The organism is Streptomyces rimosus subsp. rimosus (assembly GCF_000720725.1).
In the GTDB taxonomy this organism is placed as follows: Bacteria; Actinomycetota; Actinomycetes; order Streptomycetales; family Streptomycetaceae; genus Streptomyces; species Streptomyces rimosus_A.
In genome coordinates, this window is the sequence record NZ_JOCQ01000054.1 from 41,245 (window position 1) to 54,677 (window position 13,433).

A 13,433-nucleotide genomic window follows, 5' to 3' on the forward strand; every position below is an offset into this window, starting at 1 on the left:
CCTCAACCGGCGTCGCCGGCGTCACCGGCCAACGCGTCCAATGGATCGGCCCACTCGATCACATCGACCTGCCGCCCACCCCGCGAGGTGACCACCAGGACGCGCGTCCCGCGCGGCAGCGGGGCGTCCGACCAGGCAAGAAACGTCTCTGTCCCGCCCCTCACCCGCACCAGAACCTCACCGGCCCCGGCCGCACCCCGAGTCCCGAGAACCAACTCCCCAGCACACCCGACCACAGCCTCGTCCGACACCATCGACGGCCGCCCCCTCACCGATCTCCACTCACCTGACCATAGTCCGCCGAGATGTGGCCGCCCATGGGGGCCGGTCTCGGCGGCGAGTTCTTGACTCATCTCTGACTTGAGGATCTTGGATGTGCAATGAGGTGACGTAACGGGCCCTTCCCGCCAGTCACGGCAAAGCCCACGGCCCGGCACACAAAAGAAGCAACCTCACTCGCCGGAGCCGAGCGAGGTGTCGGGGCCGAACTGGCGTACCTCCATGGAAGCCGTGCCGCCCGGTGGACTGCTCAGTACGCCACGGACCCGGACAGGCGTACCGGCGTCGTGACAGCGGACTGCCAAGTGGTACGGCTCGTCGGCGAGATCGAACCACACGGTCCTGCGTCGCCGCTTGATCAGTGTCTCGATGCCCACACGGCCGGTTTCCTCCTCGGGGCGGCGGCTCAGATGGGTAATGACGCCGTAGATCACATGCTCTCGGGTATAGAGCTGCGTCTTCAAGTGCTGGGATACGCGATCCACAATGTCGATCGCCTCGCGATTGAACTCCACCTGAGGCGAGGAACCGGGGGGCGGAGCCGCTACCCGGGACCAGTTGAAGGAGATGTCGAGTGCGGCGACCGATTCGGCATTGACCACCTTCGTCAATGCCTGGCACAGCTCGTACGAGACGCCTTCGCCGACCGAGTCGGCGATTTCACTGAGGGTGGGGTGCCGCTGAGCGCTAGCCATCTCCTCCAGTACGCCCAGAGCACGGGACATGGTAGCGGTGACGCGCCGATCGAAAAGCGTCTCCTCGACCTCGATGTCGATGTGCTCCTGTTGTGGGGCGTACATGTCTTCCGGGGAGCGCGCCTGGCTGATGATGGGCACGATGTAGGAACCGCGGCGCGTTTGGCCCAGCCGGACCTCGCGGGCCTGATCACGGGCCCTGGCCGGGAAGTTGCGGAAGTGCCCCTGCCGGCGGATCGCCGCAGCGGCAGATGCCACGCGCAGCCGCTTGGCGGAGATGAACAGCTCGTACCCCGCTTCAAGCGGGATGGAGCCGTCGCTCAGGGAGGGGTGGGAGGCCCTGATATCGGTGACATCGTGATAGACGGTGGCAATGGCGTCGTGAACGGCGGCGACGTCTCGTAATTCGATACGGGAGAGATCGCGGAGCAGGATGCTGGTCCGCTTCGCGAAATCCGGCGCCCCCGACTTCATCGGCACCAGAACGACTTCCTCGGCCGAACCGGGGAGCCGCCACAGCTCGGCGAGATCACTTCCCGACACCGGTGACCAGCCGGTCACCTTGAGGTAGCTCCGGATCTCTTCCGGTCCGAAGTCGGGATCGATGCGCACCACGTCAGTTCACCCCTCGGCCGGCAGGGTTCGTCATACGACGCGCCGCGTCGAACATCGCGCCCATGGCTTTCACTGTGAGCTGTTGATGCTCGGGTAAGTGGACCGCTGTGGTGACGTTCCCGCTCGCGGCGCCCAGTCCGTGCAGGGATGCCCAGTAGCCGTGGCACGCGAGGACGACGGATTCCGACTGGTGGACAACCCATCGGCCGACGTCGGGAGGCACGATCAATAACGCGAGATGGCCCGGAGCCGAACGGTCCGGGTTGCGGAGCTTGTCGTAAGTCTCGACGTCGAGGTCAAAGCTGAACCCGCCACGGACGACGCGAGGGCTCTGGGTGCACTTGAGCTGGACGTCCACCATCCAAGGGCCCGAGCGGAGGGTGACATCGACGCCGTCCTTGTCCACATTCCAGTCGCAGAGCGTGTAGCCCCCTTGCGTGGCGAGGGCGTGCACATAGGCCCGGCTGACCTGTTCCTTCTGCCAGCTTGTCGCCTCTGCCGCCACAGATGCCCCTCCCCCTTGCGTAGTCGAGAGGATAGGACGGCAGCGGCTGGTGGGGAATGGGGCCTCCCGTGACTCGTGCCGGTCGGCACCGACGATGCCCAAGAGAGCCATGAGTCGCGCCTCCCCCCGTTTCGAATGCGCGCTCCGGTCCCGTCTTGTGTAGCAGTGGCTACTGACAGACCCGACTGACGCGGAAGCCCGGCCGCGGTGGGAAGCGCGGCGTCTGCCGGTGGCGTCGGAAGCGAGCGAGTGGGCGAGCGGGCGGGAGAGCGAGCGGGCGGGCTTCGGCTCGCGAGACCACCTCGTCCCGCTTGTTCGTGACGCGTATCACGTAGGTATGTCGCGGCTTGTTCGTGAGGAACAGATCGAGTTTTCCTCGGACGGGCCCGAAACGAGTCAGGGCCCGATCCGCTGAACGGATCAGGCCCTAACCTGCTACTTCTCAGTCGGGGTGGCGGGATTTGAACCCACGACCTCTTCGTCCCGAACGAAGCGCGCTGCCAAGCTGCGCCACACCCCGAAGCAACGAGCTCTACTTTAGCGGACCGATCCCCGAAGGTGAAATCCGGTTCTCCGGGCGGCGGAGGTGAGGCCTGACCTGGTCGATCGTGACGAGGAGGAGGGCGAGGGCGTAGAAGGCGGAGCCGAAGATGACGGTGTTGAGGGCGATGCCGGCGTAGCCGTGGAGGTCCACGTCGAGGAAGCCGTACGGGTAGCGGCCCTCGGTGCCGGGGTCGAGGAGGGCGCCGCGGATAAGGGCGAAGGGGAGGTAGAGGAAGGGGTAGACCAGCCACTGGGCGGCGTGGCGCCAGCGGAAGCCGCGGGGGGCGGTGAGCAGGAGCCAGTCCAGGGCGGCGCCGATGGGGGAGACCGTGTGCAGGAGGTGGGTGGAGACGGTGCGGACGGCGCCGTGCTCCTCGGTGCCGGTCATGGAGAAGCCGCTGGAGTCGTTGGTGAGGACGAAGTGGTAGACGAGGCCGGTGATGGCTATGTAGAGGAGGACTGCGCCGGTGATGCGTGGGGAGATCGGTGGGCGGGCGGCCCAGGCGCGGTAGGCGGACCAGGCGAAGCAGACGGCCACGGCGATGTTCGTCTGGACCGTGAAGTAGCTGAAGAGGCGGCCCAGGTCCGGGGTGATCGCGATGTCCAGGACGAGGCCGGTCAGGGCGGCCAGGGCGATCAGCAGGCGGAAGACCGCGGCCAGTGGGCGGCGGACCGGGGGCACGACCGCGGAAGCCGGGGTCTGGGCGGAGGCGAAGGCCGCTCCCCGGGCGTAGCGCGAGGAGGCGTGGGAGGTGGCCTGCGAGGGGCGGGAGCGCGGGACGCGGGCGCTGGTGGGGTCGATCATCCCCCCACGCTAGACGGGAGTGGGGCGGGATGGTGAAGGTGTGGTGAATCCGTAGGGGGTGGGGTTGTCCGGCCGTGCGGCCCGGCCATAGAGCCGGGCCGCGGTGTGAGATGCGTCGCGTTGTCCGAGAGCTGTCGCCCGTGGGGTCAGTCGCGCGGCGTGAGGGTCAGCAGGGTTGCCTCGGGCGGGCAGGCGAAGCGGACCGGGGTGTAGCGGTTGGTGCCGCAGCCTGCTGAGACGTGGAGGAAAGAGGTGTTGCCGCCCGCGGTGTGGGTGGAGAGCCCCTTTACCCGGTCGGTGTCGATGTCGCAGTTGGTGACCAGGGCCCCGTAGAAGGGGATGCAGAGCTGGCCGCCGTGGGTGTGGCCGGCCAGGATCAGCGGGTAGCCGTCGGCGGTGAAGGCGTCCAGGGTGCGCAGGTACGGGGCGTGGACGACGGCCAGGGAGAGGTCGGCGTCGGGCTCCGGGCCGCCGGCGACCTGGGCGTACCGGTCGCGCTTGATGTGCGGGTCGTCCAGGCCGGTCAGCGCGATCTCGAAGCCGCCGGCCGAGCCGTCGAGCTTGAGGCGGCCTCGGGTGTTGGAGAGGTTGAGCCACCCGGCCGTGTCGAAGGCGTCGCGCAGGTCTTCCCAGGGGTTGTGGACGGCGCCGACGGCGGGTGGGTTGCCGTTCAGCCCGTGGCGCTTCTGGGCCTTTTCGATCAGGTAGCGGGCGGGGTTGCGCAGCTTCGGTCCGTAGTAGTCGTTGGATCCGAAGACGTACGCACCGGGGAACTCCATGAGCGGGCCGAGCGCGTCCAGGGCCTCCGGGACGCCCTCGGGGTCGGAGAGGTTGTCGCCCGTGTTGATCACGAAGTCGGGCCGCAGTCCGGCCAGCGACTGGAGCCAGCGCTGCTTTTTGCGCTGCCCGCTGACCATGTGGATGTCGGAGACCTGGAGCACGCGCAACGGCCGCATGCCGGAAGGCAGTACGGGCACGGTGACGCGGCGCAGTCTGAAGGAGCGGACTTCGAATCCGGCGGCGTAGGCCAGGCCCGCCGCGCCGACCGCGGCGATGGACAGGGGGACTCCGTAACGAGCGCGCATGGTCCCATCGTGGCAGAGGGAGGAGGGGGGATGTGCATGGGTGCGGGGGCGGTGGCCATGGGGGCAGGGGGCGGCGCCCGTCGTTGCCGGGGGCTGTGAAGACTTTGGCAGGTGCCGGGGCCGTTCCGCTGGGTGGCGGGCCGCGGCAAACCGCCCGCCCGGCCCGCCCGCCCCTTAATGGTGCGGCATCCCCCGCCCCATGCGGGCATACTCGACGTCATGACCACGCTCAAGTCGAAGCTGCAGGACGACCTCACCACGGCCATCAAGGCCCGTGACGAGCTGCGCTCTTCCACCCTCCGTCTCACTCTGACCGCCGTCCAGAAGGAGGAGGTCGCGGGCACCGAGGCGCGCGAGCTCTCGGACGCCGAGGTCGAGAAGATCGTCGCGCGGGAGGCGAAGAAGCGCCGGGAGGCCGCCGAGGCGTTCGACAAGGGTGGGCGCGCTGAGCAGGCGGAGCGGGAGCGCGCGGAGGGCGAGGTGCTCGCCGGGTATCTGCCCAAGCCGCTCTCGGACGAGGAGCTGCAGAGCATCGTCGCCGAGGCCGTCGCGGAGGCGAAGGCGGGCGGCGCCGAGGGGCCGAAGGCGATGGGCGCCGTCATGAAGATCGTGAACCCGAAGATCGCGGGCCGGGCCGAGGGCGGCCGGGTGGCCGCGACGGTCAAGAAGCTGCTCGCGGGCTGAGGAAGCCGGGGGTGGGGGCGGGCGGGGCCGGCCCCCCTGCCCACTGGCGCAGGGCCGCCGCCATACGGGCTGGCTGCACCGCGTATCGGGCCGCCCGTACCGCGTACGAACAGGGGCCTTGCTGCACCGCGTACGGAAAAGGGCCTTGCTGTACCGCGTACGGAAAGGGGCGCTTCCACCCTCAGGTGGAAGCGCCCCTTCGCGCGTCAGGCCCGGCCCGGACTTCGCGTGTCAGGCCCGGCTCTCAGGCCCGGCCCGGACTCAGCCTCCCGTACCGCCGAACAACCCCGGGAACCCGGGAATGTCCCAGCCCCCACCCGGCTTGTCGTCGTGGCCTCCGCCACCCCCGCCACCGCCGGGCCGGTGCGGAGGACGCTGGCGCCCGCCGCCTCCGCCGCCCTTGTTGTCGTCCTTGTTCTTGCCGGAGTCGCCGATCGGGACGGTGGGCAGGGACGGTGCGGGCCGGCCGTCCAGGGCGCCCGACATCGCCTGGCGCCAGATCGGGCCGGGGGTGTCCGCGCCGTACACCTTGTCGTGGAAGGTGCCGCCGATGGTGATGTCGAACATCCGGCGCTTGTGGGCGGGGTCGCCGACCCAGACCGCGCCGGCCATGTTCGGGGTGTAGCCGGTGAACCAGGCGGCGTAGCGGTTGTCGGTGGTGCCGGTCTTGCCCGCGCTGTCCCGGCCCTGGAGGCCGGCCTGCTTGCCGGTGCCGTCCTCGACCACGCCCTTGAGCAGCGCGTTGATCGTCTTGGCGGTGTTCTGCGACATCGCGCGGTGGCAGCTGGTCTTCGGTACGGTCAGCGCCTTGCCGGTCGTGTCGGTGATCGACTCGATGGCGACCGGCGTGCAGGCGACGCCCTCGTTGGCGAAGGTGGCGTACGCGTTGGCCATGGTCAGCGGGGACACCTCGGGGGAGCCGAGCGCGATGGCGGGCTTCTGCTCCACGTCGTCGCCGTTGGCCCGCTGGATGCCCATCTCCTTGGCCATCTTGACCACCGGGCAGATGCCGATGTCGCTGATCAGCTGCACGAAGTAGGTGTTGACCGACTTCGCGGTCGCCTCCTTCATGCTGTACGGACCGACTTCGGAGGTGTTCTCGTTCGAGACCGGGTCGTGGCCCGTCCACTGCCCGGTGCAGGTGGAGATCGGGCTCGGGTACTGCATCTTGTACGGGGACGAGTACGACTGCTCCGGGCTCTTGCCCGCTTCCAGGGCCGCCGCTGCGATCACCGGCTTGAACGTCGAGCCGGGCTGGTAGCCCGCGCCGCCGCCCATCTTCTGGTTGACGGACAGGTTCATCTGGGTCTGATTCTGACCGAAGCCGTACGGCCGTGACTGGCCCATGCCCAGGATCTTTCCGGTGCCGGGCTGGACGATCGTCGCCGCGGCGGCGACCGGGTCGTTGTCGTAGACCCGGCCGGTGACGGCCGACTGGACCGACTTCTGGGTCTGCGGGTCGAGCGTCGTACGGATCGTCAGGCCGCCCTGGTTCCAGCGCTTCCCGCGTTCCTTGCGGGTCTTGCCGAAGGCCGGGTCGTTGAGCAGGACCTCGCGTACGTAGTCACAGAAGAAGCCGGCACCCGAACCTGCCGTGATGCATCCGTTCTTGGGCCGGCTGACCTTGAGTTTGATCGGCTTCTTGGCGGCGGCGTCGGCCTGGGCCTGCGTGACGGCCTTCGTGTCGGCCATCCGCTGGAGCACGGTGTTACGGCGGCGCTGCGCCTCCTTGGGGTCGTTGACCGGGTCGTAGCGGCTCGGCGACTGCACGATGCCCGCCAGCAGCGCGGACTCGTCCAGCGTCAGGTCCTTGGCGCGCTTGCTGAAGTACCGCTGGGAGGCCGCCTCGACGCCGTACGCCTGCTGCCCGAAGAACGTGATGTTCAGGTAGTTCTGGAGGATCTTGCGTTTGCCCAGCTCCTCCTCCACCTGGATCGCGTACTTCAGTTCCTTGACCTTGCGGCCGATGGTCTGCTGAGTGGCCTGGGCGACCTTGTCCGGGTCGTCGCCGGCCTCCTCGACGAAGACGTTCTTCACGTACTGCTGCGTCAGCGTCGAGGCGCCCTCGGAGACCCCGCCGGACTGCGCGTTCTTGTTGAGCGCGCGCAGGATGCCCTTCAGGTCGATCGCGCCGTGCTGGTAGAAACGCGCGTCCTCGATGGCGACGATCGCCTTCTGGATGTACGGCGACATGTCCTTGAGGTCGACCACGGTGCGGTCCCGCGAGTAGACCTTGGCGATCTCGCCGCCCTTCGCGTCGAGGATGGTGGTCCGCTGGCTCAGCGGCGGCGTCTTCAGATTGGCCGGGATCTCGTCGAAACCCTCGACCGATCCCTTGGCCGCGAGGCCCAGCGCGCCGGCGGCGGGGAGGGCCAGGCCCGCCAGCACCGCTCCGGCCAGCACGCTGACACCCAGGAATTTAGCGGCCTGCTGGGTCCTGGTCAGACCCCCGCCGTCGCGCTTCTTACCCATGGGGGCACCCTAAGCCTCGGGTGCGGGGTCCGGCGGGAGCGGGGCTCCGTTCGGGACGTCCGCGTACCGGGCCGCGGCCTGCCGGGCGATCCGTTCCGGACAGCGGTGGGGGCTTTCCGGACAGAGGCGAACGGCCGGTCGGTCCGACTTCGCCAGGTGGCTACGTTCTCAATCGCCGGACAGGGGCGCATCTGTTCGTTTAACCTGATCCCGTCCGGTGCGGCCGACGCGGTACGCCGATTCGTCAACCCCGCCTCCGGTCGTCGAGCGCGCCCCGTACGTCCGCATCTGTCACCGGAAACCCGCGGTGATGCCGGTGAAGTGCCCCATGGTGCCGGGAAGGTGGCCTATGCCCCCGGCTCACTCCGTTGGGTGATCTGCCGCGTACGCATAGTCCGTTCGGGCCATTCAAGATTGGGCCCGAAGGGGGTGTTGCGCCCTGCCTGCCTTCCGTAACGTCCTCAACTGGCAACGGTGAATATGCCGCTTGCCGCCGTGGGGGAGCCTCGATTCGGGAGAGGACGGCGCCAGCATGAGCTGGGTAACCGACTGGAGTACACAGGCAGCCTGCCGCACTACCGATCCGGACGAGCTGTTCGTTCAGGGCGCGGCCCAGAACCGGGCCAAGGCGGTCTGCACCGGATGCCCGGTGCGGACGGAGTGCCTGGCCGACGCCTTGGACAACCGCGTGGAGTTCGGTGTCTGGGGCGGCATGACCGAGCGCGAGCGGAGGGCGCTGCTGCGCCGCCGACCGACCGTCACCTCGTGGCGTCGGCTGCTGGAGACGGCGCGTACGGAATACGAGCGCAGCACGGGCATCCTGCCCGTGGACTGTGACGATGACGAGACGTACGAGAACACCTACGACAACGCGTACGGCAACCGCTACGGCGGTACGTACGACAACTACGCCGCAGTGGGCTAGGCACGGCGCTCGCTCGTCGTAGGCCGGGCGGTCCGGCGGTGTCGGTGCGAGCCGACGCGGTCCGGCGTGCGGTTCGGCGTGCGGTCCGGCGTGCCGTCGGGCAGGACCGGATTCGATGCCCCGTCCGGTATCGGGTTCGGTGGGACCGGTGCGGTGGTCGGTGCGGTGGTCGGTTCATGGCCGACGCGGGCCGATGGTTCGCGTACGTGCGGTGTACGGCCGGTGTGCCGCCGGCGCGCGGGCCGAGGCGGCCGTGGGCGTGAGCGGTGTGGAGGGGCGCGTGTGAGCTGTACGCGTCCCAGGTGCGCCGTTGGCTGCCCCTATGGCTGGCCCGGACAGTAGTACGGATGCGTCGCTGCTCCGGACTTACGAGCGCCCATGGCGCGGGTGCTCGTAACGGTCAGTGATGATCAGTTGTGGTCAGCCATCGATTGGGTTGATGGTCGGCCGTTGATCGGGACGAAGGTCCCCGGTCCTGCTTCCCGGTGCTCCCCGGCTCCTGCTCCCTGAGCCGTCGGGTTCCGGCGCGTGCTCCCTGAGCCGTCGGGATGCGGCGCGGCAGTGCCGGTTCAGTGCAGTGCCGGTTCAGCCTTCCCCATGCCCCGTCTCTTCCGTCCCGTGCTCCTGTTCCTGTGTCCGCTTCCCGTCCCGCTCCTGTACAGCCAGCCGCTCTCCGATCGCCCGCAGGCCCGCCAGGTCGTGGACGTCGCCGGGCAGCGCGGCGATCTCCGCCACCGGGACCTCGGGGTGCAGCGCGGTGAAGCGGTCGCGGGTGCGCCGCTCGCGCGCGAGCACGTGCATGCGTTCGGCGTGCAGCCGCAGCAGGCCGGCGGCGAGGCGGGCCGCCGACGGGGAGTCGTCCGTTGTCGAGGGGTCCGCCGCGGCGGGGGAGAGGCCGTCGGCGGTACGAGAATCAGCCTTCCCCTCCCCTAGATCCACAATGCCGTCCCCGCCAAGATTTTCAGACCGGGCCTCGGACGGCTCCGTGAGGGCCTCCGCGGCGGCCAGCGCCCGCTCCGCGCTGAGCTGCGCGGCGCCGCTGCCGTGCACCCGGTTCAGCACCAGCCCGGCCAGCGGCATCTGCTCGGCGGCCAGCCGCTCGACGAAGTACGCCGCCTCGCGCAGCGCGTCCCGCTCCGGCGCCGCCACGACCAGGAACGCCGTGCCGGGCGCCTGGAGCAGCCGGTACGTCGCGTCCGCGCGCGTACGGAAGCCGCCGAACATGGTGTCCATGGCGGCGGCGAAGGTCTGGACGTCGCGCAGCAGTTGGCCGCCCATGATCTTGCTGAGCGTGCCGGTCATCATCGACATACCGACATTGAGGAACTTCATCCCGGCCCGCCCGCCGGCCTTCGCGGGCGCCATCAGCACCCGGATGAACTTGCCGTCCAGGAAGGACCCCAGGCGCTTGGGCGCGTCCAGGAAGTCGAGCGCGGAGCGGCTGGGTGGGGTGTCCACGATGATCAGGTCCCAGGCGTCGCGGGTGCGCAGCTGGCCCAGCTTCTCCATGGCCATGTACTCCTGCGTGCCCGCGAAACCGGCCGACAGGGACTGGTAGAAGGGGTTCTCCAGGATCGCGCGGGCCCGCTCGGCGTCCGCGTGCGCCTCGACGATCTCGTCGAAGGTGCGCTTCATGTCGAGCATCATGGCGTGCAGCTCGCCGCCGGCCGACTCGTCGACGCCCTTGACCCGGCGGGGCACGTTGTCCAGTTCCGAGATGCCCATGGACTGGGCCAGCCGGCGGGCCGGGTCGATGGTCAGCACGACGGCCTTGCGGCCGCGCTCGGCGGCGCGTACGCCGAGGGCGGCGGCGGTCGTGGTCTTGCCGACGCCGCCGGAGCCGCAGCACACGACGATGCGGGTGCGCGGGTCGTCCAGCAGCGGGTCGACCTCCAGGCGGGCGGCCGGGGAGTCCAGCGCGCCGTGCCCGGGGGCGGGCGGTGCGGTGCGCCGGGACGGTGCCGTGTCGTCGTCCCGGGCGGTTGCGTCCGCGGTCATATGGGCCCCTGTTTCCGCAGGTCCCTCGCCAGCCGGTACAGCCCGGCGAGGTCCACTCCCTCGGGGAGCAGCTCCAACTCGTACGTGGGCAGGCCGAGTCCGGCCAGCTCGGCGTTTTCGGCACGCTCCAGGTCGACGCGCTGGGCGTGCTCGCGGGCCTCTTCGAGGAGCGGGTCGATGAGCCGGTCGGCCCACGCCACACCGGCCGCGCCGCGGCGGCCCCCGCCCAGCCCGGCCCCGGCGAGCGCCTCGGCGATGCCCGTACGGGCGCCGTTGGCGGCGATGTCCACCTCGCCGGTGTCCAGCACCTCGGGCCGGGTCATGTTGATCACCACGCCGCCCACCGGCAGTCCGGCCGCGCGCAGCTCCGCGATGCCGTCCACGGTCTCCTGGACGGGCATTTCCTCCAGCAGCGTCACCAGGTGGACGGCCGTCTCGGGGGACTTCAGGACCCGCATGACGGCTTGCGCCTGGTTGTGGATCGGGCCGATCTTCGCCAGTCCCGCGACCTCGTCGTTGACGTTCAGGAAGCGGGTGATGCGGCCGGTGGGCGGGGCGTCCATGACGACGGCGTCGTACACGTAGCGCCCGCGCTTGTCCTTGCGGCGCACCGCCTCGCACGCCTTGCCGGTCAGCAGGACGTCCCGCAGGCCGGGGGCGATGGTGGTGGCGAAGTCGATCGCGCCGAGCTTCTTCAGGGCGCGGCCGGCGCCGCCGAGCTTGTAGAACATCTGGAGGTAGTCCAGCAGGGCGCGCTCGGCGTCGATGGCCAGCGCATATACGTCTCCTCCTCCTGGTCCCGGCGCCACCGCGATCTTGCGTTCCTCGTACGGAAGCGCTTCGGTCTCGAACACCTGGGCAATGCCCTGCCGGCCCTCGACCTCGACCAGGAGGGTACGGCGACCCTCGGTGGCCAGGGCGAGGGCGAGGGCAGCGGCGACCGTGGTCTTGCCGGTACCGCCCTTGCCGCTGACGACATGGAGCCTGCTCACGCCATGGAGCCTAACCAGTCCGGGTACGGGCTACGCACGGGACTGCCGCCGGGTTGTGCGCCGGGGGCGTACGGGGTGCTCCGCGCGCGGGTCGGGACGCGCGGTGGCCGCCCCCGCCCGCCGCGTCCACGGCCCGCCCGTACAGGCATTACGCTCGGCCCCATGACCAAGTGGGAATACGTGACCGTGCCGCTGCTGGTGCACGCGACCAAGCAGATTCTGGACACCTGGGGCGAGGACGGCTGGGAGCTGGTCCAGGTCGTGCCGGGGCCGAACAACCCCGAGCAGCTGGTGGCCTACCTGAAGCGGGAGAAGCAGGCATGAGCGCGGTGGAGGACAGGCTCGCCGAGCTGGGCCTGAAGCTGCCCCAGGTGGTGCCGCCGCTGGCCGCGTACCAGCCCGCGGTGCGCTCGGGCGCGTACGTCCACACGTCCGGCCAGCTGCCGATGGTGGACGGCGCGCTGCCGGCCGCCGGCAAGGTGGGCGCCGAGGTCGGCCCGGAGCAGGCCAAGGAACTGGCCGCGACCTGCGCGCTGAACGCGCTGGCCGCCGTGAAGTCCGTGATCGGCGACCTCGACAAGATCGTGCGGGTGGTCAAGGTCGTCGGCTTCGTCGCCTCGGCCCCCGGCTTCACCGGCCAGCCCGGCGTCATCAACGGCGCCAGCGAGCTGCTGGGCGAGGTGCTGGGCGACAAGGGCGTGCACGCCCGCTCCGCGGTGGGCGTGGCCGTACTGCCGATCGACGCGCCGGTCGAGGTCGAGATGCAGGTCGAGGTCGCGGACTGAGACCGGGCGGGCGTTCCGCGCCCGTACGCGACCGGAAAACTTCGAAGGCCGGGCGGGCCGGGCAGGTCGGGAAACCGGCCCGCCCGGCCCTTCCGTATTCGGGCCCCCTCGAACATCCACGCGCAAACGCATAGCATCCGGCCATGTCGTCGACCCCCAACGGCCAGTGGTATCCGCCGGAATGGCCGGACCTCATCAGGGCTCTCGCGCAGGGCGAGCTGACCCCGGCGGCGCCCCGCCGGGCCGCGACCGTCCTGCTGCTGCGGGACACCGGCACCGGCGGCCCGGCCGTCCACATGCTGCGCAGACGCGCTTCGATGGCCTTCGCGGGCGGCGCGTACGCCTATCCCGGCGGGTCCGTCGACGCGCGGGACGAACGGCCGGTGGCCTGGGCCGGGCCCTCGCGGGCCGAGTGGGCCGCCCGGCTCGGCTTCGGGGCCGGGGAGGAGGCCGCGGCGCAGGCCGTGGTCTGCGCGGCGGTCCGGGAGACGTTCGAGGAGGCGGGCGTGCTGCTCGCCGGAGCCTCCGCGGAGACCGTGGTCGAGGACACCACGGGGGACGACTGGGAGGCGGACCGCGCGGCGCTGGTCGCCCGTGAGCTGTCCTTCGCCGACTTCCTGGCCCGCCGCGGCCTCGTCCTGCGCAGCGACCTGCTGGGCGCCTGGGCGCGCTGGATCACCCCGGAGTTCGAGCCGCGCCGCTACGACACCTGGTTCTTCGTGGCCGCCCTGCCCACCGGGCAGCGCTGCCGGAACGCCTCCACCGAGGCCGACCGTACGGTGTGGATCCACCCCGCCGACGCGGCCGCCGGTTACGACCGCGGCGAGCTGCTGATGATGCCGCCGACCATTTCGACGCTGCGCAGCCTGGAGCCGTACGGGAGCGCCGCCGAGGCCCTCGCCGCGGCCGGCGGCCGGGACCTGTCGCCCGTCCTCGCGCGGGCCGAGGTCAGGGGCGGCGAGATCGTCCTGAGCTGGCCGGGGCACGACGAGTTCACGAAGCACGTCGGGTCCGCTGAGCACCCGCCCTCCCCGGCCCCGTCCCCGACCC

At 70.4% G+C, this 13,433-nt stretch carries 13 protein-coding genes and 1 tRNA gene; 5 read left to right on the plus strand and 9 right to left on the minus strand.

The window, feature by feature from the left end; all coding sequences use genetic code 11:
• Window positions 1–2: 2 nt before the first annotated feature.
• The 6 genes from IH45_RS0125775 to IH45_RS0125805 all read right to left on the minus strand — a co-directional run bounded on the left by IH45_RS0125775 (window position 3) and on the right by IH45_RS0125805 (window position 4,527).
• Window positions 3–254 (minus strand): hypothetical protein, encoded by a 252-nt coding sequence (locus tag IH45_RS0125775; protein ID WP_030673051.1) that lies wholly within the window; start codon window positions 252–254, stop codon window positions 3–5.
• A 198-nt stretch (window positions 255–452) separates the two neighbouring features.
• Window positions 453–1,589: a hypothetical protein gene (locus tag IH45_RS0125780; protein WP_030673055.1), complete on the minus strand. Its 1,137-nt coding sequence runs from the start codon at window positions 1,587–1,589 to the stop codon at window positions 453–455.
• A 1-nt stretch (window position 1,590) separates the two neighbouring features.
• Window positions 1,591–2,094 (minus strand): DUF4365 domain-containing protein, encoded by a 504-nt coding sequence (locus IH45_RS0125785; protein ID WP_030673059.1) that lies wholly within the window; start codon window positions 2,092–2,094, stop codon window positions 1,591–1,593.
• Between the two features lie 446 nt (window positions 2,095–2,540).
• Window positions 2,541–2,614 (minus strand) — tRNA-Pro (locus IH45_RS0125795).
• A gap of 12 nt (window positions 2,615–2,626) precedes the next feature.
• Window positions 2,627–3,442 (minus strand): Pr6Pr family membrane protein, encoded by an 816-nt coding sequence (locus IH45_RS0125800; protein WP_199810725.1) that lies wholly within the window; start codon window positions 3,440–3,442, stop codon window positions 2,627–2,629.
• 146 nt (window positions 3,443–3,588) lie between these two features.
• Window positions 3,589–4,527: a metallophosphoesterase gene (locus IH45_RS0125805; protein ID WP_030673068.1), complete on the minus strand. Its 939-nt coding sequence runs from the start codon at window positions 4,525–4,527 to the stop codon at window positions 3,589–3,591.
• A 219-nt stretch (window positions 4,528–4,746) separates the two neighbouring features.
• Between IH45_RS0125805 and IH45_RS0125810 the strand changes: the two genes are divergently transcribed.
• Entirely contained in the window at window positions 4,747–5,211 is a 465-nt protein-coding gene (locus tag IH45_RS0125810; RefSeq protein ID WP_030673071.1) for a GatB/YqeY domain-containing protein, read from the plus strand.
• Window positions 5,212–5,472: 261 nt separating this feature from the next.
• On the opposite strand, the gene IH45_RS0125815 is transcribed toward IH45_RS0125810, so the two are convergent.
• On the minus strand, window positions 5,473–7,683 hold the full coding sequence (locus tag IH45_RS0125815; RefSeq protein ID WP_030673074.1) for a transglycosylase domain-containing protein: 2,211 nt from the start codon (window positions 7,681–7,683) through the stop codon (window positions 5,473–5,475).
• 532 nt (window positions 7,684–8,215) lie between these two features.
• Between IH45_RS0125815 and IH45_RS0125820 the strand changes: the two genes are divergently transcribed.
• The gene (locus IH45_RS0125820) at window positions 8,216–8,608 is read left to right on the plus strand and encodes a WhiB family transcriptional regulator (protein WP_003981539.1); all 393 of its coding nucleotides are present in this window, start codon (window positions 8,216–8,218) and stop codon (window positions 8,606–8,608) included.
• Between the two features lie 585 nt (window positions 8,609–9,193).
• Here the strand turns inward: IH45_RS0125820 and IH45_RS0125825 are convergent.
• Window positions 9,194–10,606, minus strand: coding sequence for an ArsA family ATPase (locus tag IH45_RS0125825; protein ID WP_234440672.1), 1,413 nt, complete (start codon window positions 10,604–10,606; stop codon window positions 9,194–9,196).
• Window positions 10,603–11,598 (minus strand): ArsA family ATPase, encoded by a 996-nt coding sequence (locus IH45_RS0125830; RefSeq protein ID WP_030673082.1) that lies wholly within the window; start codon window positions 11,596–11,598, stop codon window positions 10,603–10,605. Before IH45_RS0125830 ends, IH45_RS0125825 begins: the two co-directional genes overlap by 4 nt.
• 162 nt (window positions 11,599–11,760) lie before the next feature.
• On the opposite strand from IH45_RS0125830, the gene IH45_RS1000000148085 reads away from it, so the two are divergent.
• The 3 genes from IH45_RS1000000148085 to IH45_RS0125845 form a co-directional block, all read left to right on the plus strand.
• A complete protein-coding gene (locus IH45_RS1000000148085; RefSeq protein WP_003981536.1) occupies window positions 11,761–11,922 on the plus strand; it encodes a DUF4177 domain-containing protein in 162 nt (53 codons plus the stop codon).
• A complete protein-coding gene (locus IH45_RS0125840) occupies window positions 11,919–12,383 on the plus strand; it encodes a RidA family protein (protein WP_030673087.1) in 465 nt (154 codons plus the stop codon). Before IH45_RS1000000148085 ends, IH45_RS0125840 begins: the two co-directional genes overlap by 4 nt.
• Before the next feature lie 143 nt (window positions 12,384–12,526).
• Window positions 12,527–13,433: NUDIX hydrolase (locus IH45_RS0125845; RefSeq protein WP_030673092.1), on the plus strand; the 907-nt coding region annotated here is incomplete at its 3' end.

Bases quoted from the DNA above. Each gene is read 5' to 3' on its own strand.
- IH45_RS0125775 (WP_030673051.1), bottom strand. From the start codon at position 254: ATGGTGTCGGACGAGGCTGTGGTCGGGTGTGCTGGGGAGTTGGTTCTC.
- IH45_RS0125800 (WP_199810725.1), bottom strand. From the start codon at position 3,442: ATGATCGACCCCACCAGCGCCCGCGTCCCGCGCTCCCGCCCCTCGCAG.
- IH45_RS0125805 (WP_030673068.1), bottom strand. From the start codon at position 4,527: ATGCGCGCTCGTTACGGAGTCCCCCTGTCCATCGCCGCGGTCGGCGCG.
- IH45_RS0125810 (WP_030673071.1), top strand. From the start codon at position 4,747: ATGACCACGCTCAAGTCGAAGCTGCAGGACGACCTCACCACGGCCATC.
- IH45_RS0125815 (WP_030673074.1), bottom strand. From the start codon at position 7,683: ATGGGTAAGAAGCGCGACGGCGGGGGTCTGACCAGGACCCAGCAGGCC.
- IH45_RS0125820 (WP_003981539.1), top strand. From the start codon at position 8,216: ATGAGCTGGGTAACCGACTGGAGTACACAGGCAGCCTGCCGCACTACC.
- IH45_RS0125825 (WP_234440672.1), bottom strand. From the start codon at position 10,606: ATGACCGCGGACGCAACCGCCCGGGACGACGACACGGCACCGTCCCGG.
- IH45_RS1000000148085 (WP_003981536.1), top strand. From the start codon at position 11,761: ATGACCAAGTGGGAATACGTGACCGTGCCGCTGCTGGTGCACGCGACC.
- IH45_RS0125840 (WP_030673087.1), top strand. From the start codon at position 11,919: ATGAGCGCGGTGGAGGACAGGCTCGCCGAGCTGGGCCTGAAGCTGCCC.